Genomic DNA, 22,346 nt, shown 5'->3' with positions numbered 1-22,346 from the left:
GAATCCACTCTATGACTATTTCGCAAAAGCTCAGGCTGGCTTTTATCGTTGCTATCGTCTCGCCTATTTTGATCATTGCCGTTCTGATAGTGTCCCAGACCCGGCAGCTGGCGCTGGATAAGTTTGTCGAGATGAGTGGCCGGGAGGCGTTACAGGTCGACAACGGGATTGGCATGTTTTTCGATGAAATAGCCAAGAATGTTGAGTTTCTGGCCACTAACCCCAAACTGACCCGTGCCCAGAGCGAAGTCAAGATTTACACCGATGAAGGCACTGCCACACAGCTGAATTCACGCTCAGGCAGTGAGACTGAGCAGGCGATATACGATTTGTTCGAACGCTTTGGCGATACCCACCCGGGGATTGCCTATATCTACTTCGGCAATACCGAAGGAGGCTATGTTCAATGGCCTCAGGGTGAGGTCAGTGCTAATTATGACCCACGGCCCCGACCCTGGTATCGCAGTGGACAAGCAGCCAATGGCAAAACTGTGATGACCGATGCTTATTACTGGGCCCCGGATGATATGGCCATTGTCTCCACGGTACGCTCGGTCAGGTCGAATGGCCGAGAGATAGGTGTAACAGGCATGGATGTGTCTTTACAGGGCCTGACCAAGATAATCCGTGAGGTTAAGCTCGGTGAAACCGGCTATCTGATGCTGGTGGAAGACACAGGTAAAATTTTGGTCGATGCCAAGCACAGTGATTATCGGTTTAAGGATGTTAACCAGGTGGACAACGGCCTGTATCGTACTGTAGCCAGTAATCAGTCCGGCTTATATGAAATCCGGATTGATGACACGGACTACTTTGCCAGTATCTACACGTCGAAGAAACTGGGCTGGAAATTCATTGCTTTTGTGGAGCAGGGAGAGGTGATGGCGGCGGCGAATGCGATGACCTGGACGCTGGTGATCCTGAGCGTGGTACTGGTTGCGCTGTTTGTTGTGTTGGCGAATTACATTGCCAATGTACTGTCTGGGCCGATTGTTGAGGTGAGCGATGGGCTGACAGTCATCTCTCAGGGGGGAGGCGACCTGACCCAGCGGCTGGAGGTCGACAGCAAAGACGAAACGGGCAAACTGGCGGACAGTTTTAACAGCTTTTTAGACCTCATTGCCCAACTGGTGATGGATATTAATGCCTGTGCTCAGCAACTGAATCAAACGGCCTGTGCAACCGCCACGGAGTCTGAGGAGCTGACCAGCTCGACGGCACAACAGCAGCAGGCGCTTGAAATGGCCGCAACGGCTATCAATGAAATGGCTGCCACGGCGAACGAGGTGGCGTCTAGCTGCGCCAATGCCGCCGACTTAGCCACTCAGACCCAGCAGGCGTCTGAGCTGGGTCAGTCTGTTATGACCGAGGCGGTTGACAGTGTGGCTGCCTTGTCGGATGTGATTAAACGGGCGACCTCAGATATCAATCAACTCGACAGTGAAAGTGAAAATATCATGTCGATCCTCAGTGTGATCAGAGGGATCGCCGAGCAAACCAATTTGCTGGCACTGAACGCGGCAATTGAAGCGGCCCGAGCAGGCGAACATGGGCGGGGGTTTGCGGTGGTGGCAGACGAAGTAAGGGCATTGTCGCAGCGCACCTCGGAATCGACCGAAGAGATAGCATCGCAGCTCGACAAGTTGAGAAAAATGACGGAAGGCGTATCTCAGGATATGCGCAGTAGCTTAACCCGTACCGACAAAACGGTAGAACTTACGGGATCTGCGCAAAGTCAGTTTAGCGAAATCACTCAGTCTATTCAGACCATCAGTGATTTGAATACGCAAATAGCAACCGCCGCAGAAGAACAGCAGCATGTTGCAGAGGATATTAACCGTAATGTGATAGAAATAAAGCATGCGGCAGACACTGTCAGTGATGTGGCAAACAACACCAGCGAAAATGGCGATAAGATGCAGCGATTGTCTGAGCAGCTGACAAAATTAGTGGGTCAGTTCAGAGTGTGATTAACGCCCCCTTGATGAAGATCACTCATATTCGGTGGGTGGCTCTTACACCGTCAGTGCATTTTAGGTAAGGTAGTGCCAGTTTAGTTTAAAAATAGGTGTTATATGGAACTTTCTGCCTCAGTAAAATTGGCACGTACCGAGTCCGGCCTGGAGTATTTTGACGTTAACGGCCCACAGTGTCAGGCTAAAATTTATCTCCAGGGTGCTCAGATCACCGAATTCATTCCCACAGGCAAGAAGAACCTGCTGTGGGTATCTCAGAACGAAACCTATCTCGAAGGCCAGTCTATTCGTGGTGGCATTCCAATTTGCTGGCCCTGGTTTGGTGTTCATGCCGAAGCGGATTGGCCAGCCCACGGATTTGCGCGCAAACTGGTCTGGCGCGCGGAGCGTGTTGAGGAAGATGAGACCGCAATCCGGATTGTATTGTCTTTGCCGATGACCAGTATTGACCGCACCTTCTGGCCACATGAGTCAGGTCTGACTGTGGAGTTTATATTGAGTGATCAGCTAGAAGTCAGGCTGACCAACGTGAATACCGGCAAAGAAACTTTCTCGCTTACCCAGGCGCTGCATACGTATTTTCCAACGCCAGAAATTGAACAGACCCGAGTGGATGGTCTGCAAGGCGCGCAATATATTGAGTTTGGCGAAGGGCCATTTACGCAAGATGATGTCGTCTCTTTCGCCCGTGAAACGGACATGGTGTATACCCGGGCGCCTGAAGTGCAAATCATCGATACACCAGATGGCAAAATTGAGGTTGGCCGTGAACACTCTGCTTCATGTGTCCTGTGGAACCCCTGGATAGAAAAATCCAAACGTCTGAGCAATTTCCGCGATGATGAGTATCACGTGATGCTGTGCCTGGAAGCAGCGAATGTGATGGACGACGCCGTCACACTGGCACCAGGCGAATCCCATACCCTCACCACCAAAATCCGTTGGATTTAGTAAGGCCGAAGCAACGCTTCGCAGCTTACTGAAGTGAGGGCACGGATGCCCTCCACATAGATGCGTGCCAACTCGTACCTCAACTCAGACCGAACGCTATGCAGAGCTCGATGAGCTGGTGCTTCTGTATCTTTTACGTGACGTGAACTCCGCTGTTTAGCTTGAATGACCGTCGCGCTCGCGCTTTTCGTCTTCGTCAAATTCCCGTATTCTGAGTGCAGTGATAAACGAACAGGGAACAAAATGGCAGTACTCGTTGTAGATGATAATCCTGAGGTGCGGTTAAGCGCCGCTTTTTTGCTAGAAGATCATGGCTTTGAAGTATATGAAGCGGAACACCCTGAGGTCGCAAAACAATTTTTGAGTTGTAAATCTGTTGACCTGATCTTACTGGATATGAATTTTACCCGGGATACAACCTCAGGTAGCGAGGGGCTGACTTTTTTGCGTTGGTTGCAGTCTCAGTCCAGTTCCCCTGCGGTGATCTGCCTGACCGGCTGGGGTAGTGTGTCGCTTGCCGTTGAGGCGATGCGTCTGGGAGCGGCAGACTTCATAGAAAAGCCCTGGCAAAATGCGCAACTACTGGATGCTATTCGCAAGCAAAGTAAGCTCAACCTGCTGCAGGCAAAGCAGGGGGATGTACAGAGCACAGAAACTGAAATCCCTTGCTATACCTGGCGTTCCCCGGCCATGAAAACCTTGCTGAACAAGCTGTCGCGCATTGCCAGCACAGATGCCAGCGTACTGCTGTGTGGGGAAAGTGGCTGTGGTAAAAGCCATTTGGTTGAAGCACTGCACAGACAGTCTTCAAGGCGCACTGGCCCCCTTGTCAGCGTCAATATGGGTGCCATTCCTGAAAGCCTGTTTGAAAGTGAGATGTTTGGTCATACCAAAGGCGCGTTTACCGATGCTAAGTCTCAGCGCAGTGGCCGCTTCGAGCTGGCTGGCGGTGGTACCTTGTTTCTCGATGAAGTGGCAACCATACCTTTGACGCAGCAAGCAAAACTGCTGCGGGTGCTGGAAAGTGGTGAGTATGAGCGAGTTGGCAGTAGCCGAACTGAGCATGCTGATATCCGCCTTATCTGTGCCACCAACAGTGATTTAGAGCAGGATGTGACGGCAGGTCGTTTCCGCAGTGATTTGTTTTATCGCATCAATACTTTTACGTTTGAATTGCCTCCACTGCGTGCACGACTGGATGACATTGTGCCGCTGGCAAATCACTTGCTGGTGCGTCATGCTGCACGTTACAAGTTGGCCGCTAAGTCTTTGGATAGTGAAGCACAAGCTGCCTTACTGGCATACCGCTGGCCCGGCAATATTCGTGAGCTCAGTCATGTGATGGAGCGAGCACTCTTACTGAGCGAAGGAGCGCAGATCACCGTTTCCGATTGTCAATTACGCCTGGCAGCCCCTGCACCGGAGCAACAACCGGGCACTAAACCACAGCCAGCGGGAACGACGCTCGCAGAAGTGGAGAAAAACCTGATTGAACAGACGTTGGCTTTACACCAGGGCCAGGTCAGTGAGGCAGCTAAAGCGCTGGGGCTGACTAAATCTTCATTATATCGTCGGCTGGATAAGTACGGGCTGCGAAGTGAAGACTAACTTTGAGTGGACGGTACGCTGCCACTTTACACTGCTGGCTGGTCTGGTGATTGCTTTGCTGGTGGGGGTATTGTGGCAACTTGCTCTGCCCTGGTGGCAGATAGGGCTGATCTGTGGCGCCGTCAGCTGGGTATTGTGGCGATTGCAAAAGCAGCGGCTGGCCCAGCTACATAGCATTTTTTCCCGTGCTCACTGGCAGCTCGAAGCCATGCTGCAGGCTGATTTTAGTCAGCAGATCCGGCCACATTTTTCCTCGGGTCAGGTGGCCGCTTTTGAGCAGCAGCTGATAGCGCTGGGCGAGCAGCTTCATCGTCAGAAATCGCGCTACAATTCGCAAATTTTTGTTATCTATCAGCTGATAGATAAACTCAATACACCGATTCTGGTCTTTACCGAAGATACACGTTTAAGTTATGCAAATCAGGCGTTTGAAAGCTTGTATAGACAACCTTGGCAGCATTACAAAGGTGCCTTGGCAACCTCTCTGGGGCTGGAAGAGACACCGCATGGCTGGCGGTTTATCAGCAATGCACAGTCAGCACGCTGGCAGCTCCACAGCAGCTATTTTTTTGAACAGGGTCAGCGACACAGTTTACTGGTCGCGCTGGATATCACTAAAGCATTGCGGCAAAAAGAACTGGCTGCCTGGCAACAACTGATCCGGGTGATCAGCCATGAAATACGTAATTCGCTCACACCGGTTAGCTCCCTTGCTCAGAGTTTGGGCGAGCGTGCGGCCAGTAGCAGGGAACGTCAGGCTTTGGGGGTGATAGAGCAGCGCTGTCAGCATTTGCAGCATTTTGTGGCACGTTATGGTCAGCTCAGCAAGGCCATTGAGCCTCAGATCCAACCCACACAGTTGCTAGCGCTGTTTGACTCTGTCCGGGAATTGTTTGCATCACAGCATCCGGCACAACACATTGAATTGCACTGTCAGGCGCATCAATGCCATTGCGATCCCGAGTTGCTTGAGCAGGTATTGATCAACCTGGTTAAGAATGCCATTGAGGCCAATCAGGCGGCGGATCCACCTGGTCAGCGAGTAGAGCTGCGAAGCTACTACCTTAGTCCCGCGGTGGTGATTGAAGTTGCCGACGAAGGTGGCGGGTTTGCCAACCTCGATAATGTGCTAACGCCCTTTTATTCCACCAAGCCAGACGGACAGGGGATTGGGCTGACACTGAGTCAGCATGTGATCGAGAGTCACGATGGCCAGCTTGAAGTGAGCAATGATGAATCTGGGGAGCGAATGGGTGCGGTGATTAAGGTAACCCTTCCCAGTTGATAATAATTATCATTTGCGTATAATCTTCATTACCGTGATCTCTAATGGCACTGGGGCCGTATATCTTTTGCGGCAAACAGTGACCCGGGAGTGGACTATGTTGGTGTTAATCCCCTTAATCGTATTTATCATTGCGGCTGCGTGCGTCAGCCAACTCAAGCTGGCAAGCCTGATGACGGCCCGGCTCAGGATAGTGCTGGCCTGGGGTAGCGCAGGTATACTGGCACTGGCAAAAGTTTATGCAGGTCTGAGCCTGGCTTCAGCACTGGCTGTGTTCATTGTGGCCGGAGGCATTTTGCATTTGGTGAGTGCTCTGGATCCCACTCACGACACCTGAACCTTGTTGTTTAAAAGTGTTTCAAAAGATAAATACCCGCTGATTTTCAAGCACATTATTTGCCATACTAGGTCCTGATTCGGATCACTTCATCGAGGATGAGAATGGCTGTGCGATTGATGAACTCACCCGCTGCGTTACTGTGCGGCGCGTTTTTACTGCTTTTTTATACCACACTGGTACGTGCCGGGGACTGGCAGACCCTGCACACTGAACATTTCAGGGTGCACTATACGCCTGCACAACAGGATTGGGCGCGCTCAGCCGCTGTCGAGTTAGAGCTGGTCAGAACGCTGGTTTTGCAGCAACAGGGCCGGGCACTGGACAGCATAGCCGATGTCGTGGTGTTTGATCCCATCAATGGTGCCAATGGTTTTGCACTGCCGAGTACAGACACGCCTTTGATGGCGTTATTTACCACACCGCCTCAATCAGACTCGGTGATTGCAAACAGCCCGGGCTGGCAGCAGTTGCTTATCCTCCATGAATACATTCACCTGGTGCACCTATCCCAGCCCAGTCGCAGCCGGTGGCGTCAGCATCTGCGTGACTGGTTTGATATCTATGATCTATCCAGTGCGGTGTTGCCGCGCTGGGTCGCTGAAGGGTATGCCACGTTGCTGGAGTCACGACTGACCGGCCGGGGGCGGCTCTATGACAACTACAGCGAAGCACTGCTGCGCGCTTTTGCCCGTCAGGGCGCATTGCTATCGTATGGCGCACTGAGCAATGGCGACGGCAGCTATCGTTCCGGTGCCATGGCTTATCTGTTGGGTGTACGGTTTCTGGCCTGGCTTGAAGACAACCACGGCAAAGAAACGCTGGATGCCGTCTGGACCCGCGTACACGGGGTTCAAAAACGCAATTTTGAATCGGCGTTTAAAGGGGCTTTCGGACAAAGTGCAGGTCAGCTGTATCGGCGCTTTATTGCTGAGTTCACATACCAGGCGATGACGCAGGAGCGCGACCTGGCCCTGTTAAACAGCCCGTTGTGGTTTGAGCCTGACTTTGCGGCGAGTAATGCGGTGCTGTCGCCAGATGGACAGCAAATTGCCATGACTGAACGCGATCGGGAGGGAGAGACCTGGCTCAGAGTCTATAAAACAGAAGACAATGAAGAAGCAAAAAAGGCCTTTGAGAAAGCTCAGCAGGCGATACTGGCGGCTGATCCGGCAGACATTGCCGATAAACCGCCAGAGGTTTTTAACCGTGAGCTGGTAGCACAGCTGGCAGCCAGCGATTTTTCCGGCATTCTGTATCCGCAATGGGCCGATAAAGACACCTTATACTTTGTGGCGCGCGCCCGGGTCGATGAAACCCGGGATAACCGGGTTAACGATCTGTATCGCTGGCATATACAAAGTGGTGCGGTTACCCGGTTAACCCAGTCACTTGGGATAAGGCGTTTTACACTGCTGGATGCTGACACCCTGTATGCAGAGCAAGTGCGCAGTGGGTTTTCTGAACTGGTACGGGTGGAGATCAGCAGCAATACGGTAACGCCGCTGTTTGCCCGCGACCTGGGTACTGTCTATGACTATCCGCAGCTGGCGCCCGATAAACGTCAGCTGGCGTACCTTAAAACCACGCTAAATGGTAATTGGCAGTTGTATATACAAGACTTGCAAAGCGCTGAAGTGCGCACAGTTCCTATGCCTGAGGGTTATCAGTATCTGACAGCGCCTGCCTGGCAGCATCAAGGCCAGGGGCTTTATTTTATCGCCGGTCTGCACGGTGAGGTGGGCGTGTATCGTTACGACTTGCAGCAAAATGCTTTATATCAGGTTGCACACGGCCAGGCCGTATTCGAGCAGCTACTACCGCGTGAAAATGCACCGCTGCTGTACTTGCATACCGCACCTTCAGGTACCCGGTTGCATGAACTGGATGACCAGATCAGTGAGCAGCGTGTGACTAAACTCAGCAGCAGCGCGGCCGTGCCACTGGGTAAAACCGATACCTTTGTGCTACCTGATGCACAAATTTATATGGCCGAGGGCGCGGACATCACGCAGAGTGAGTACCAATGGCTGGCGCAAGATGCCTCCGCGACATTATCGCTGCAGGCCAGCAGTGCGGTCAGCGAGTTACTGAGTGTCGGGGTCAAAGGCAGCGATCTGCTTCAGCATTTGTCCTGGCAGTTGGGGCTGGCTCAAAGCGGCGACAACGTGCTGGATGGCAGCTATGCTGCGTTACGTTATCGCGCTGGTGACTGGCGCTTTGATGCCCATCTGAGCGACTATCGCTTTGACAGTCGCCGACAGCATGTACAGGCAGAACAGATAAAGCTGACAGGTAGCGCGGTGAGTGGCCGTTTGGCCTATGAATGGCGCTCCGATACCTGGTCGGTGTCGCCGTTTGTGGCCCTTATCCATTACGATGATCAGGGCCGGGATGCCATAACCACGCAATGGAGTGGACTGGAACAAGGGTGGCACAGCTACCGACAGGATTTTGCGCTTGGTTATCGCGTCAAAGCCGGCATCCTCAGTGGCGATGCCAAGGGCCATGGCTATGACTGGCAAGGGTTTGGTAAGGTCTGGAACTGGCCCTGGCTTGCTGGCGTACAGTCTCAGTACCGTGAGTCACAGTTACTGCGCTTGGGCGGATTCGATAACAATATTTTGAGCGGCCGCATACGCAGCGATCTGGTGCTCAGTCCTGAGTTGCCGTTCCAGTTTGCCTCTGGCCGACATTATTACGGCTATGAGCTGGCGACGAGCTGGGCGCTGAATCAGCCCAGGTTCTTTATGAAGCAACACCGATTTGATGGTCAGCGCAGCGCGACCAGTTATGGTGTGAAGTGGCAAATTGATCTGAGCCAGCAGGCACTTGGGTGGGCAAACTGGTTCGCACCGGCTGGTGTTACCGATCTGCGCTTTGATTTGGGTGTTGCCCGGGTTGAGAGTGATTTGGCAGAGGATGATCTGCGAGCCTGGCTGGGACTGTGGTATGCGTTGTAAACGGATATATTGCATGGGCTGACTGACGAGGTGTGCGGCATTGAGGCGCTGCTCGCGGATAAACAAAAAGGCAGCTTGCGCTGCCTTTTTAGGGAGAAAAATAGTAACTGGGATTACTGGTAATCCGCAACCAGACTCAGACCTGAGTAGGCGTTGTAGGCACGAATGCCAACCCAGTAGCGGCCTGCACCGTCATTACGTGTACAGTTTTCAGTGTTACCCCAACGGTAAGGACGACAGTCATAGGTCGAGGTGGTTGGTTGCTCACCTTTACGTACATACAGATCCGCATCACCGCTGCCACCTGAAATATCGAAGGTGATGTTGGTTGCACCCGCTGGTACATCGAAGTAGAAGTAAGTCATTTCGCCACGAGCACCAGACAGGTCTGTTCTGGCAACGCCTTTTTGCAGCTGATCTTCACCACCAGGGCCGTATACAGGCACTTGCTTAGTCACGGTTGCAGTTGCACCTGAGTTGTCGGTGACAGTCAGTGAAACACTGTAGTTACCCGCAGCCGCATAGGTGTGGCTGGCGGTCGCACCGAAACCAGTGCCGTTGTCACCATAGCTCCACTCGTACTGAGAAATTGACCCATTTGGTGAGCTTGAGGCGCTGCCATCAAAGCTACAAGCCAGTTCTGTACAGCTGGACGTGAAGTCAGCGGTAGGCATGGGATCGCTGTTGTTGTCGCCATCCGGGATGCCATTGAAGTGGCTTGATACCTCAGGCCAGATCTTGCTGATCTTAACGCCCTGGTTAGTACAGCCACCAAAGTGGTGCAAGGCAATGACTTTGTTGCTGGCAGCTGCCAGAACCGGTGAACCTGAAGAACCACCTATGGTGTCACAGTAGTAGCCCATGTCGGTCCCTGTGCCGCGACCATTTGCTGTAACAACATCTGCCTGACACAGGCCATTGCTGTTCTGATCTGATTCGATAGCCAGCTCTTTCGGGTTACCTGCACCGTGCTGAGGAATGTAGATACGCTCGCCTTGTGTTGCGTCACGTACGTCCAGACCAAAGTAGCCAAATGGCTGTGCTTTGTTGAATTCATTGATGGTGAACAGGGTGTAGTCCAGCGTGTAGTCAGAAGACAGGAAGTCTTTACCGGTTACTTTGACCACTGTCTCAAGGTTTGAGCCATTACAGCTGGTGTGCTGGTAGTTAAACCACACCTCAGTGTTAGCCAGTTCAGATGCAGAACCCACACAGTGTTCGTTGGTGAACATGCGGTTGTCCGGGCCAACACGCCAGCCAGTACACAGGCCGCTACCATTCATCAGCAGGCGGGCAACCGGGCGTGAACGCTCAAACTCAGTTGGGTTTGAACCTGCCCAGCATTGTACGTCGCGGCGCTCATTCACACCACAAGTTGACTCAATGCCCACATCTGTTGATGCGTTCATGGTTTCCAGCATAGGCGTGTTTTCAATGCCATGGTCATAAAAATCAATCACAGCAGGTGCAATGGTTTGTGCAGACATCAGGGTGGAGTTTGACGCTGTACCCGGTGTGTATTCAACGACAGCGGTATCTGCAGAAATTGACATTGCAGAGAAGCTGCTAACGCCGTCATCGCCCAGTTTGGCATTGACCGTCGCGGCACGCATATTCGCTTCGGTATACTCGTAACGCTCGCTGCCGTCTTTTGAACGTACAACCAACTTACCACCATTTGCCAGGTTCACATTTTTAAAGTGTAGTTTGATGTAGCTGGCATCCGGGTGCGTAATGGTGCGGGTGATCACTGCACTGCCCGTGCTGCTCATTGTCGCAAATTCCTGAGAGAGAGACAGGTTTGCGTCGGCACGTGCACCAATGATGGTTTTGTTAGCCTTACTGGTATATTGCAGCATTTGTGCTTCTGTGAGTGGCGCGGTGTTTTGTGCCAGTGCTGCGGTTGAGAGTAAGCCTAGCGCAGAGACAAGATAGGTTAGTTTCATTGCTGTTCCTTTTCACTTGTTGTTGAATGATTTTTTAGAATAAAAAGTTATTGAATAAATTTCGCACAGGTACAAAGGTAATCATAAATATTATTTTTGTAAAGAAAGTGATAATAAAAATTTAATCAAGTGAGTCTCCACTGCGGTGCTAAACACTGCTATCCCGTACAATCGAGGGCGAAAATTTTTATTCCTGGCGGCTGTATTTTTCGTATTTATCCCTCTTTTAGCTAAAAAAGGGACTGATTTTCCGTCAATTTTCTACATTATGCTGGCAGTTTTACTGCTCTGAACGTTCAGTCACACTGTCAGCGGGGCCTCATAGGTGCAAAGCATAAAGTTTAACGGTTAATTTACATGTGCATCAGTGGATGACCAATAGGGTGTAATGCCGGGGTAATAACGTAAGAGAGCAGATCTGCCAGGGTTGCACGTCTGGCACCAGCCTGGCTGTTGGGTAGATGAGTGAGAAAAAAGCGCATTAATGCTGATTGTTGTGATGTGGCTGTCATTGACGTTGGATACGTTTACGATAACGTCGGGGCGTGCTTTCGAATTCGTTCCACCTAGTCTCCCGCACCGTCCGGCAGGGAAGTTTATATAGCAAGCATGCCAGACCGACATGCCGTATTTGATACGAGCACAGTCTGGCGACAACATCGAGCCGTTATCCGCATTTGAGGCGAGCTTAGCCCAACGCCAGCACAGAGCTGTTACCCACATTTGATACGAGCATAGCCCGGCGACAACATCGAGCCGTTATCCGCATTAATACGAGCATAGCCCGACGCCAGCACCGAGATAATATCCCGCATTTGATACGAGTACAGCCCAACGCCAGCACAGAGCTGTTATCGGCATTGATACGAACATAGCCCGACGCCAGCGCTGAGATATTATCCCGCATTTGATACGAGCATAGCCCGACGCCAGCACCGAGATAATATCCCGCATTTGATACGAGTACAGCCCGACGTCAACATCGAGCCGTTATCCGCATTGATACGAGCATAGCCCGATGTCAGCGCTGAGTTAATATCCCGCATTTGATACGAGCACAGTCCAGCGACAACATCGAGCCGTTATCCGCATTGATACGAGCATAGCCCTACGCCAGCACCGAGATAATATCCCATATTTAAGACGAGCTTAGCCCAACGCCAGCACAGAGCTGTTATCCACATTTGATACGAGCATAGCCCAACGACAATACCGAGTCGTCATCCGTATTTAATACAAGCACAGCCCGACGACAGCACCGAGCCGTTATTCAAGCACAGTTCGACGACAACACTGAGCCGTCATCCCGTACTTGATACGGGATCTACTTAGCGGCAACACTGAGCTGTGAAATATCTTATCTATGAATCAATTCATAATTTAAAACAACTAAAAAGTGCACTTAGTTATTTTAATGTATTTCTGACATCACCTGATTTACTACTCATTTAAATCGCAATGCGCCTATGTTGTGCTATTAACTTTAGCAGAGGCTAGTGGAGCAACTTGGTAAGTTTGGTGCGTTGCCTCTGTTAACGATAGTGCTCTTCATTTTCAATGAATAAATTAATAAATCAGCCTGTTTATCCTTGAACAGGAGGGGGAGTTTTTTTCCCAAAACTAGGGTCTGGTGAGGCGAATGTAGGCAGAGGTGGTTGGTCTGGATCACCGATACCCCCTCCATTTATTTTTTTTAGAAGGTCGTCGTTAATTATTTTCATGTATTAAAGCTCCATTTGAACGTATTATTTTGCTTATAAAAGTAACTAGCGCCAGGGATTCTAAAATATGGACAGTGTACTGCACAGGTACCCATAAGTGATGATAGATAAATGGGTAAGTTATTACCTTATGGACGTACAATTGAATTTCTACCCAGCTAGATAATGTTAAGAGTAGCGAAAGAGCTAAAAGCAGACAAAATGCACATTCCGGAATAGTTAAGGAGTATTGGCTTCTTGCTTGTTTAAAAAAGTTAATCTTCGTTAAAGAGTATAGAACGTCGGCGATTACTCCACGAGATAGTATCGCGAGAAAATAAAGTATGTTTAAAAAAGAGCACCACAGATAATAGTGCTGGGTCCACTGGATGGTGTATGGTTTGGCCGCAGACTCAAAAATCTGAACAGCTCCAAGCAATAGAAACATCCACCTAACATTGTGGTTTTTCCAGGTAAGGATGAGCCCAAATAGCGTAACTGACGAAAGTGCTAATTCAATAAAATGCATCAGTCTTCTCCCTTGTCTTCTGCTTTTGGTTCCATATGTGTTTCTTTCTGTTGCGGTTTTTTTATTGTTCTTTTTTCGGCGTTATCGGCTAAAAAACCAAAAAAGCTTTTCCAGTCTTTGCCGAAGATCATCAGAATATCCAGCAGCTGTTCCAGGTCCATAATGGTTTTACCACTTTCCCAGTTTGAGATAGTGGATTGGTCTACCGGAACGGACATTTTTTTGGCCAGCTCGGCTTGCGACATTTTTTGTTGTATTCGCAGACTACGCAGTGACGCCTGAATGTCCCGTCGGGCGCTGTTTAGCCAGTTCAATCGTTGACGTGTATTCATTGTACATCCGTATATGAATATTAAAACAGTGAAGTTACATTTTGTTGCTTATTATTTTACCCAGTGTAATTTAACAGCTGTTTAAAAAATGTAAAGTGTTAAAGGGTTGATTTGTACCCGAAAATTTTTATCGCGACGCAACGAAAGTGTGTATAAGTGGCATGTTAATAGGTAAAAATCATGAATTATAAAGGCTTTGCTGGATAAATGCCTTACCAGATTAGCCGGTACATTATTGAAACTTTATGAATGCATTCATAGTGCATAGATATTATTATGTAAACAGATTCAGATTTTTGTTGTGCGTTATTTTACGATGAAGCTTTTTCAACTCCCCGTATGTCGGGGCTCAGTGTGAATTAAACGTCACATTTTTTGGATTTGGCTTTTCACTTTTGGCTTGCTTGTTTGTATTATTCAGGCAGTTTCATCTAGCCAATACGGTATGCTGGTCTGTGCTCTTACCTGCTTTGTTGGCAGTAAAACTCATCCTTATTACCCAGTCTGAGTCCATAGTCATTGCACAATTGTGGCTTATAAATTCCATGATCAAGATTTCTTTGCGCAAATCTTTACTTAACTCATGGAGACTAACATGGTGGTTTATCAAAAGGCACTCCTGGCAGCGGCGCTTTCGCTGACTCTGATGCCAAACAATGCTCAGGCGCTACGTCTGGCTGCCCCTGGCAGCTTCTGTAATGGTTTGGACCGGACTCAAATAGAGGTTGGTGAGCATGTCGAAAATGAATTTATGACGTATCTGGCTTTGAGCCCCAAACTAGCCGATACCGCGCTGAGCGTATCCGGCAGCCAGTCGTCGGTTGTGGTGTCGTACAATGGCCGCTGTGAAGTGCTAGATGGTAGCGACTACAACGGACTACACGTTAATTTGCCGGACAGCGGTGAGTCCTACAATGGCATGAACTTGGACTTCCACCAACAGGTATTCGGTGGTGAAGGGAACGACGAGATCCGCACCGGTAACAAAGTAGACTACATTTACGGCAATGGCGGTAACGATCAGATCTTCTCGTTTGGCGACTTTGAGCGTATAGACGGTGGTGCAGGGGCAGACTGTGCAGAGCAGGGCAGCGAAGGTGCGATCCAGAGTAATATTGCCAATGTAGAAGCAACCAGCTGTGTCAGCTACGCACCAGCAAGCTGTGAAGGCCTGGACCGCAGCAAGATCGGCATCGCGGATGATAACTCTGCTAATCCGTATATGACTTACCTGGCGGTGTCACCCAATGTGAATGGTGAGAAGCTCACGGCCGAGGGGGATGATGCCCTGGTAACCGTATATTATGCCGGCAGCTGTGAGACCTTTGATGTCAGCAATCACAATGGTTTTCAGGTTAACCTGGCAGATAGCGGTGAAGAATACGACGGTACAGCGCTGAACTGGCACCAGCTGGTGTATGGCGGCGATGGTAACGACACCATCTTAACCGGTAATAAAGTGGACTATGTCTATGCCGGTAAAGGCGATGACACCATTTACACGTATGGCGACTTCGAGAAAGTAGATGGTGGCACAGGTATGGATTGCCTGACCGAAGGCTCCAGTGGCAGTATTCAAAGCAATATCAGTGGTATAGAGCAATACTCGTGTACGCCGACTGGTGATATGCCAGCCAGCCTGACAGCGGCCTACCAGCACTGCCATATGCAAACCGGCAGCTTTGACAGTGAACTGAATAATGGCGTGTGGAAAGTACGTGCAATGGACAGCAATCTTGCTTTATTTGTGGAAGAGCACGATGAGTATGTGTTTGCTTACACTGCAGGCTATCAGCACTGCGCATTCAGTAACGCCGTAGAAGAAGTTGAGGTTGAGTTGTCAAATGGTAACGATACGCTGCTGGCGACGGGGGTTGGTCGCGATATGACCGTCTATGGCCTCAATGGTAATGACAAGATTTATACCGGACGCGGCAATGATCTGATCTTTGGCGGTGATGGTAAAGATACCATTAAAGCAGGCGATGGCAACGACTGGATTGCCGGTGGCTCAGAGATTGAGACCGATCATGACGGCGTGGTACACAGAGTAAACCTCAGTGGGACCAATGGCGATGGTGCGGACAGGATCGAAGGCGGTAATGGCAACGATGTGCTGTTTGGCAACAAAGATGGTGATAACCTGAGCGGCGGCAACGGCGACGATATTATTTTTGGCAACGATGGTAATAAAGACCGTTTGTACGGTAACTCAGGGGCCGATCTGCTGGTTGATTCCGGCGGCGGGTCGTGGGGCAACCGGGCCAAAGCCTGGGGTGGCAGCGGTCAGGATATCATTGTCTGTGAGTGGGGCCATTGTGAACTCAATGGCGGCGGTAGCAAAGACTTTTTAGCGGCCATTTCTACTTTTTCAGATATCAGCGTCAATGGTGGTGGCGGTGGTGATATTCTGTTTGTTCGCGGCGATGAAATTCCGTCGGGTGGCGGCGGCAGCGGCAAAGATTTTGCGTACAACGAGTGGAGTGACCGAGATGTCAGTGGTTATCTGTCGAGTGCGGATCATAAATCGGGCTATTTAGACACCGCAATACGCAAAGCAGCCCGCGGTATGTCATCGCGCCATGAAGAAGTGCTCAGATTAAGGTACTTCAATGAACGGCGTGGCTATAGCACCTTTAAGGGTCAAATTGCCGATCTGGTAGACAAAACGACCTTTGAAGCCTGGCTGAACAACCGCAGCAAGAGTGTGTACGACTTACAGTAAATCCACCGCTACCTGACACTTACCTGAGGGTAGGCGTCAGGTAGCGGTTTTAATCATTTATGGCCCGTGACAAGGCCATCTAAGCCCGAGACCGAGGGAAGTCTGCGTGACTTCCCTATTTACTTTCCCGCCCCGCCCAACTTGTTTCAGTTCATTGTGCCACATCTGGCCGGTTTGCGTTTCAATTCCGGAAAATCCGTCCGGTTCTGCCAAAATACGTCTCTCACAAACAGTAAGGTGCTGATATTTAATGGATAAATTTCTGGCATGAAATTGGCTCCAGGGGGATAGAATCAAGATATCCGGAGCGAAATATGGATCTAATTAAACCGCCTAAACCTACCAGCCGCTGGCGTCGCTGGAAGTGGGCTCTGGTGAGCGTTTTTTTTGCAGTGAGTGTGTGGCTGGTCGGCCCCAGCGATCAGATCACCCGACTGGGACGTCACGAAGTACTGATAGCGACAGTGGAATATGGACCGCTGGCGATTGGCGTCGACAGCTTTGGTGTGCTTCGCAGTGCAGAGCAGCACTTGATCACTGCCGACAGTGATGCCGTGGTGAAACGGATCCTCCTTAAAGCGGGGGCGTCGGTATCCGTCGGAGAGGTTATTGCAACGCTCGACAACCCGGATCTGTCATTGGCGGTGGCGCAGGCACAACAGGCTTTGCAGGACAGTGATATGGCGCTGCAACAGCTGACACTCAATCAGCAGCGGGAATTTCTCAGTGAACAGACATTACTGGATAAACTAACCGGGGATCTGGCAACTGCCCAGCTAAGGCAGCAGGCTGAGCAGGGACTGGCTGAAAAAGGGATCATTTCACAACTGGCGTTTGCCCAGACTCAGTCGCGAGTTGCCAATCTCGCCCGTCAAATGCGCAGCGCCCAACAGCGTCTGGAGCAGCTAAAAAAGCTTCATGCCAGTGCGCAGCAGCTGGCATCGCAGCGCATTGTTATCCGACGCCAGGAGCTGGTGCGCAGCCGTGCTAGGTTAGCTGCACTGACGATCACGGCGCCCGTTGCGGGTATTTTGGAGCGTATGCCCCTGGCTGTGGGTCAGCGATTGAGTGTAGGCGACGAAACTGCGTTGATTGGCAGCCAGACGCATTTACTCGCCGAGCTGCAAGTGCCGCAATCCCAGGTACAAAAAGTCGCACCAGGTCAGGCAGTGACGGTGAGGATCCGCGACCAGCAGGTGAATGGTACGGTAGGTCGTATCGATCCTGTGGTGATTGATAACAGTGTCAAGGTGGAAGTGGTGTTGCCCCAGGCGCTGCCGAAAGCAGCCCGGCCGATGCTGAGCATAGATGCAAGCATTACTGTGGCGCAGCTCGAGCAGGCGCTGTATATCCGCCGTCCGGCAAATGTGCGTGAACAACAAACAGCTCAGATGTACAGATTATCGCAGGATGGTTCGACCGAGCTGAAAACCGTGCGTTTTGGCGCAACGGCTGGTCGTTTTGTGGTGATTGAACAGGGGGTCGGAAAAGATGAACGTCTGATAATTTCCGATCTGAGTAATCTGGCGCAGCAGGGTGTGCAAGTCGCACTGGATTAAGGTTTTAAGGGTCAAATATGGCACAATGGGGTGCCGGTTTGTCAGCGGGGAAAATATGACACATATAATAGAAATGAAGCACATCAGCAAAGTGTTTGAAACCGAAGAATTGCAAACCCATGCGCTAAGACAGGTGAGCCTGACGATAGATGAAGGAGAGTTCGTTTCAATATCAGGCCCTTCGGGGTGTGGTAAATCCACTTTATTGTCTATCATGGGCTTGCTGGATGAAGCCAGTGACGGGCAATACCTGATCCAGGGCACCGAAGTGAGTACCTTGACCGCAGATCAGGGTGCAGAGTTAAGAAACCGTCATATCGGGTTTATTTTTCAGTCTTTTAATCTGATAGATGAGTTGTCGGTATTCGATAATGTTGCATTACCACTGCGTTATAGCAGCGAGAAAAGGTCGCGTGAGGCGGTGCAGCACGCAGTGCACACTTGTCTGGAAAAAGTCGGATTGTCTCATCGTGCTTCTCATAAGCCCGATCAGCTCTCTGGTGGTCAGCAGCAGCGGGTGGCCATTGCCCGTGCATTGGTGGCCAACCCCAGTATTTTGTTGGTCGATGAACCCACGGGCAACCTGGACTCAAAAAGTGGTGATGCGGTGATGCAGCTGATTGCGCAGTTACATCAACAGGGCACCACCATTTGCATGGTGACGCATGATCCCAGATATGCAGACATGGCGCCCCGGCAGATACGTTTGCTGGATGGTGAAATCGTGGGTGGCAGCCATACGCGCGAGTCAGCACATATTGCGACTGCCTGAGGGAGCGCGGCGAGATGTTGTTAGATCTTCAGAATGCACTGCAGGCACTGTATAACCGCTGGCGAATGACCCTGGTCTTTGTCACCTTACTATCCAGTGCGATGACGGCTTTGCTGGTCGCCGGAGTTGTCGCCTGGCAGGCCCATGGCCCTTTACCTTATGATGAGCCTGAGCGACTAGCCTGGGTAGAAGGGACGCTGTTTAATGAGCAGGGTGAAATCACGTTGAGTGCGTCTTTGTCGGCGCCCGCAGCCTGGGTCTTGCACCAGACGCCGGATTTATTCGAGGTGTCTTCCCCGGTATTTTACACCGATATGTTGTACCTTAATCACGCAGAGCAGCCTCGTATTTCAGCGGCTTTGGTTGAACCCGGTTACTTTTCATTATTTACGATGCCGCTGCAAAGCGGACACTACTTTTCAGCCTCGACCATACAAGGCCAGCAGCCTCAGAGCGTCGCCCAGGCCGTTGTCAGTGCCCGTTTTGCCCGCGAGTATTTGTCAACGCAACAAGCTACGGGACAGATACTTCAATTCGATGACCGGCGTTTTCAGGTGGTGGGGATCCTCGCTGAAACCAATCAGCAGCCTGAGCTCTTTCGGGCTGCGCAACAAAGCGATGTGTTCTTACCTTTTTTCAGTCATACCGCAACGGATATGACGCCCTTTGCGCATATGGCGATCCGCAATAATGTGATGTTGGTTGGCCGGACCTTGCCACAGGCCAGTGCAGCATTGCAGGAGCAGGCTCAGATACTCAGCGCTCAGGTCAATGAACTGGCAAAGCAATATGGTTTTGGGGAGACAAAGCTGACGCTGGCGCTTCGTCCGCTCACGATTAAGCTCAAAGGGGCGCTTCAGGAAACCGGACGCTGGCTGCTCGGCGCTGCGATCGGTGTCATTGTAGTGACGCTGTGTAATTTGTTCGCTCTATATCTATTAGACTTTAAAAGCCGTCAGTCACAACTGGCGCTGCATTTGGCGCTAGGTGCCCGCCAGTCTCGTTTATTTCGTCAGGTGCTGATGCATGCCATAGTCTTATTTGCGCTGTCTGCCCTGGTGGCGACAGCGTTAGCGCCGGTATTGTTGGCACTGGTGCAATACTGGGGTCATGCCGTATTAGGGAGCATTACCTGGCTGAATGTGTCATGGTCGGCGTATCTGGCTATGTGGCTGGTGGCTTTAGGCCTGGCCTGGGGGTTTGTCCGCAGTGTATTTCTCTTTGTCGATTTGCGAGGCCTGAGGCAGCAGCTCAGCGGCTCAGGCAAAGGTCAGGTCAGGCAGTTGCCTGGTTGGCTCAGCGTGTTGCTGGTTAATGGCCAGCTGACGGTAGGGACTGTGGTCTTGTGCTTTAGTATCTGGCTGTTAAGTCATTATGGAACACAAATGAATACCGCCCAGGGGTTTGATGACCATGGCCTGGTGCACCTACAGTTACAACAGCTGGACTTTGAGCGTAGCGAACAAAAAGCTCGGGCCAGACGTCTGCTTAGTGAGGCTAATATTGAGGCACTGCTAACTCAGCCTCAGATAGCAGCTGTGAGCCTTGCTGCGAATCATCCGCTGGAGATGTCCTGGGTTGAGCCCATAGGGACTCGCCCCGACTCTGCGCAGCAGTTGACTGCTTTTGGGCAGTGGAGTGGTGAGGGTTATTTTGCCACTGTCGGACAAAATATACTGGCGGGCAGTGAGTTCAGCGCACAGCAACTCACCCTGGACGCGCCTGCTGAGGCCGTGATCCTCTCCCTGAGTTTGGCAACCAGGCTGGGACTAACGCTCGAAGACGTTGGCATCACCTTGTATTCACGCAATCAGCGCCCGGTAAGGCTACAGGCCATTGTTGCGGATATTTACTCTCCCGCGCTGGGCACCCCGGACATTGTTTATTTGCCACATAATTTCTTTGTCACCAATCTGGTGGTCAGGATGGTGCCCGGGCAAAAGCTGGCAAAATCTGATCTGAATGCGTTGTTACGCGTACAAGACAATACACAAAGCGTGTTCCAGGTCGTCGATATGACCCGACAGACTCGTGCTATGAGCAAATCTGCCAGGTTAAGTGCCTACACCGGCAGTGCATTGAGTGCACTCATGATCTTGCTGGTTGGGGTAGGCCTGTATGGCTTGCTGGGCTATCTGGCATTGCTGCATAAACCGGTATGGCAAATAAAGTGGCAACTGGGTGCAAAGGCGGGCACATTAATGACAGAGCAGCTTATTGGTCGTGTCTGCAAGGTCATACCAGTTGCTTTTGTGTCTTTTTTGTTACTTTGTTCGTTGTGCTGGTTATTCGGTATGGCATTGCCCGGAGTGGTTGCAAGCTTTGTAATTGCAGTTACTTTTATGTTTTTAATGGTTTTATTCTTGGACTACCACCACACTAAAAGTCAACTGAAAAGTTTTCTCTGAATTAGTAACAGATTCTTACAAATGTCACGTTATTGAACGTCAGTATGTTGGTAAGATAGTGGGTAGGAAAATATCAATAGGTAAAGTCATGAAAGCACAAGCACTAAAATGGATCTTTCCCTTTGTTGCGTTAGGCCTTGGGGGGGCAGGTTTCGCAGCCGTGAATGCGGTGGCGAAAAGCGAAGAAGAACAACAGGTCGTAGATACGCGCCCGGTGGTACAGGTTGAGTCGGTTCAGGCACAGGATCATCAGGTGCTGATCCAAAGCTATGGCGAAGTCATGCCGCTGGAAACAACGCAATTGTCTGTTCAGGTAGCAGGAGAGGTCGTTTACTGGCACCCCAGCTTTGTGGCAGGTGGCGTAGTAGCGAAGGGCGATGTGTTGCTTAGCATTGAGAAAGACAACTACGAAGCCGCGGTACTGCAAGCGGAAGCCCAGTTGGCCAGTGCACAGGCTGCGTTGATCGAAGAGCAGGCACAGGCTGAGGTAGCGGCAGATGAAGCCAAACGCTTCCCCAACAAAAAGCATACCGATCTGTTTTTACGTAAGCCCCAGGTAATGAGCGCGAAGGCCGCGGTTAAATCGGCCAAAGCGGCGCTGATGCGTGCACAGCGTGACCTGGACAATTGTGACGTTGTCGCTCCATTCAATGGGTTAATTGTGTCTCGTGACGTAGGTCTGGGTCAGTTTGTTTCAACAGGCAGCGTTGTGGCGCAGCTGAATAACATTGAGCAAGCTGAAGTGGTGATCCCGATTGCCGGGTTCGACTCTGTATTTTTGCCAGAAACAGTCAGCGGGACAAAAGCGACCATATTCAACAAAGGGGTGAGTGGCTTTTCTCGCGAAGCATACATTGACCGGGATTTGGGGACGGTAGACACCCAGACTCGAATGAGCAACCTGGTAGTTCGCATTGACGACCCATATGGTCTGAACAGCGATCAGCCTAAAGTGAAGTTTGGTACTTATGTTCAGGTGAGCTTCCTGGGCAAAACCCTCAAGCAGATTTACCGACTGCCTCAGGAGCTGGTGAATAACCAAACCGTGTGGTTGTTAAATGACAATGCTGAACTGGAACCCAGACAAGTACAAGTTGTCCGTGAAGAAGGGGAATATTTCCTGGTTGCAGAAGGGCTTAATAACAGTGACAAAGTGGTCGTGACTTTACCTGAATATCCACAGCGCGGTATGGCTGTAAAAGTGGCAGGGGCCGATCAGTCAAACACACAGGGCACCAGCCTGGAAAAGCTATAA

14 protein-coding genes are annotated in these 22,346 nt (G+C 50.8%); 11 read left to right on the top strand and 3 right to left on the bottom strand.

The window, feature by feature from the left end; translation table 11 throughout:
- Nucleotides 1–11: 11 nt before the first annotated feature.
- From NH568_RS17225 to NH568_RS17200, 6 genes are all read left to right on the top strand, one after another.
- Nucleotides 12–1,970, top strand: a complete 1,959-nt coding sequence (locus tag NH568_RS17225) for a methyl-accepting chemotaxis protein (protein WP_253049201.1) — start codon at nucleotides 12–14, stop codon at nucleotides 1,968–1,970.
- 105 nt (nucleotides 1,971–2,075) lie between these two features.
- Nucleotides 2,076–2,927: a D-hexose-6-phosphate mutarotase gene (locus NH568_RS17220; protein WP_253049200.1), complete on the top strand. Its 852-nt coding sequence runs from the start codon at nucleotides 2,076–2,078 to the stop codon at nucleotides 2,925–2,927.
- A 243-nt stretch (nucleotides 2,928–3,170) separates the two neighbouring features.
- Nucleotides 3,171–4,535, top strand: a complete 1,365-nt coding sequence (locus tag NH568_RS17215) for a sigma-54 dependent transcriptional regulator (RefSeq protein WP_253049198.1) — start codon at nucleotides 3,171–3,173, stop codon at nucleotides 4,533–4,535.
- Nucleotides 4,525–5,820, top strand: a complete 1,296-nt coding sequence (locus NH568_RS17210) for an ATP-binding protein (protein WP_253049196.1) — start codon at nucleotides 4,525–4,527, stop codon at nucleotides 5,818–5,820. The genes NH568_RS17215 and NH568_RS17210 overlap by 11 nt, the downstream gene beginning before the upstream one ends.
- Before the next feature lie 97 nt (nucleotides 5,821–5,917).
- Nucleotides 5,918–6,157 carry a hypothetical protein gene (locus NH568_RS17205; protein ID WP_253049194.1) on the top strand — a complete coding sequence of 80 codons (240 nt, stop codon included), beginning with the start codon at nucleotides 5,918–5,920 and terminating at the stop codon, nucleotides 6,155–6,157.
- A 104-nt stretch (nucleotides 6,158–6,261) separates the two neighbouring features.
- Nucleotides 6,262–9,120: a hypothetical protein gene (locus NH568_RS17200; protein WP_253049192.1), complete on the top strand. Its 2,859-nt coding sequence runs from the start codon at nucleotides 6,262–6,264 to the stop codon at nucleotides 9,118–9,120.
- A gap of 113 nt (nucleotides 9,121–9,233) precedes the next feature.
- On the opposite strand, the gene NH568_RS17195 is transcribed toward NH568_RS17200, so the two are convergent.
- From NH568_RS17195 to NH568_RS17185, 3 genes are all read right to left on the bottom strand, one after another.
- A complete protein-coding gene (locus NH568_RS17195) occupies nucleotides 9,234–11,066 on the bottom strand; it encodes a PKD domain-containing protein (protein ID WP_253049189.1) in 1,833 nt (610 codons plus the stop codon).
- A 353-nt stretch (nucleotides 11,067–11,419) separates the two neighbouring features.
- Nucleotides 11,420–11,578: a hypothetical protein gene (locus NH568_RS17190; RefSeq protein ID WP_253049187.1), complete on the bottom strand. Its 159-nt coding sequence runs from the start codon at nucleotides 11,576–11,578 to the stop codon at nucleotides 11,420–11,422.
- Between the two features lie 1,716 nt (nucleotides 11,579–13,294).
- On the bottom strand, nucleotides 13,295–13,627 hold the full coding sequence (locus NH568_RS17185) for a helix-turn-helix transcriptional regulator (RefSeq protein WP_253049185.1): 333 nt from the start codon (nucleotides 13,625–13,627) through the stop codon (nucleotides 13,295–13,297).
- A 595-nt stretch (nucleotides 13,628–14,222) separates the two neighbouring features.
- On the opposite strand from NH568_RS17185, the gene NH568_RS17180 reads away from it, so the two are divergent.
- The 5 genes from NH568_RS17180 to NH568_RS17160 all read left to right on the top strand — a co-directional run bounded on the left by NH568_RS17180 (nucleotide 14,223) and on the right by NH568_RS17160 (nucleotide 22,346).
- Nucleotides 14,223–16,352 (top strand): calcium-binding protein, encoded by a 2,130-nt coding sequence (locus tag NH568_RS17180; protein ID WP_253049183.1) that lies wholly within the window; start codon nucleotides 14,223–14,225, stop codon nucleotides 16,350–16,352.
- A gap of 314 nt (nucleotides 16,353–16,666) precedes the next feature.
- Entirely contained in the window at nucleotides 16,667–17,911 is a 1,245-nt protein-coding gene (locus NH568_RS17175) for an HlyD family efflux transporter periplasmic adaptor subunit (protein WP_253049180.1), read from the top strand.
- Nucleotides 17,912–17,966: 55 nt separating this feature from the next.
- A complete protein-coding gene (locus tag NH568_RS17170; RefSeq protein ID WP_253049177.1) occupies nucleotides 17,967–18,683 on the top strand; it encodes an ABC transporter ATP-binding protein in 717 nt (238 codons plus the stop codon).
- 14 nt (nucleotides 18,684–18,697) lie between these two features.
- Entirely contained in the window at nucleotides 18,698–21,091 is a 2,394-nt protein-coding gene (locus NH568_RS17165) for an ABC transporter permease (protein ID WP_253049174.1), read from the top strand.
- A gap of 88 nt (nucleotides 21,092–21,179) precedes the next feature.
- The gene (locus tag NH568_RS17160) at nucleotides 21,180–22,346 is read left to right on the top strand and encodes an efflux RND transporter periplasmic adaptor subunit (protein ID WP_253049170.1); all 1,167 of its coding nucleotides are present in this window, start codon (nucleotides 21,180–21,182) and stop codon (nucleotides 22,344–22,346) included.

This window comes from Pseudoalteromonas sp. XMcav2-N (assembly GCF_024124545.1).
Classification (GTDB): domain Bacteria; phylum Pseudomonadota; class Gammaproteobacteria; order Enterobacterales; family Alteromonadaceae; genus Pseudoalteromonas.
This window is presented reverse-complemented; position numbering and strand designations above follow the sequence as displayed.

Excerpts from the sequence above, each read along its gene's own strand:
- NH568_RS17185 (WP_253049185.1), bottom strand. The coding sequence starts at position 13,627 with ATGAATACACGTCAACGATTGAACTGGCTAAACAGCGCCCGACGGGAC.
- NH568_RS17180 (WP_253049183.1), top strand. The coding sequence starts at position 14,223 with ATGGTGGTTTATCAAAAGGCACTCCTGGCAGCGGCGCTTTCGCTGACT.
- NH568_RS17165 (WP_253049174.1), top strand. The coding sequence starts at position 18,698 with ATGTTGTTAGATCTTCAGAATGCACTGCAGGCACTGTATAACCGCTGG.
- NH568_RS17200 (WP_253049192.1), top strand. The coding sequence starts at position 6,262 with ATGGCTGTGCGATTGATGAACTCACCCGCTGCGTTACTGTGCGGCGCG.
- NH568_RS17170 (WP_253049177.1), top strand. The coding sequence starts at position 17,967 with ATGACACATATAATAGAAATGAAGCACATCAGCAAAGTGTTTGAAACC.
- NH568_RS17175 (WP_253049180.1), top strand. The coding sequence starts at position 16,667 with ATGGATCTAATTAAACCGCCTAAACCTACCAGCCGCTGGCGTCGCTGG.
- NH568_RS17195 (WP_253049189.1), bottom strand. The coding sequence starts at position 11,066 with ATGAAACTAACCTATCTTGTCTCTGCGCTAGGCTTACTCTCAACCGCA.
- NH568_RS17225 (WP_253049201.1), top strand. The coding sequence starts at position 12 with ATGACTATTTCGCAAAAGCTCAGGCTGGCTTTTATCGTTGCTATCGTC.
- NH568_RS17205 (WP_253049194.1), top strand. The coding sequence starts at position 5,918 with ATGTTGGTGTTAATCCCCTTAATCGTATTTATCATTGCGGCTGCGTGC.
- NH568_RS17215 (WP_253049198.1), top strand. The coding sequence starts at position 3,171 with ATGGCAGTACTCGTTGTAGATGATAATCCTGAGGTGCGGTTAAGCGCC.
- NH568_RS17220 (WP_253049200.1), top strand. The coding sequence starts at position 2,076 with ATGGAACTTTCTGCCTCAGTAAAATTGGCACGTACCGAGTCCGGCCTG.
- NH568_RS17160 (WP_253049170.1), top strand. The coding sequence starts at position 21,180 with ATGAAAGCACAAGCACTAAAATGGATCTTTCCCTTTGTTGCGTTAGGC.
- NH568_RS17190 (WP_253049187.1), bottom strand. The coding sequence starts at position 11,578 with ATGACAGCCACATCACAACAATCAGCATTAATGCGCTTTTTTCTCACT.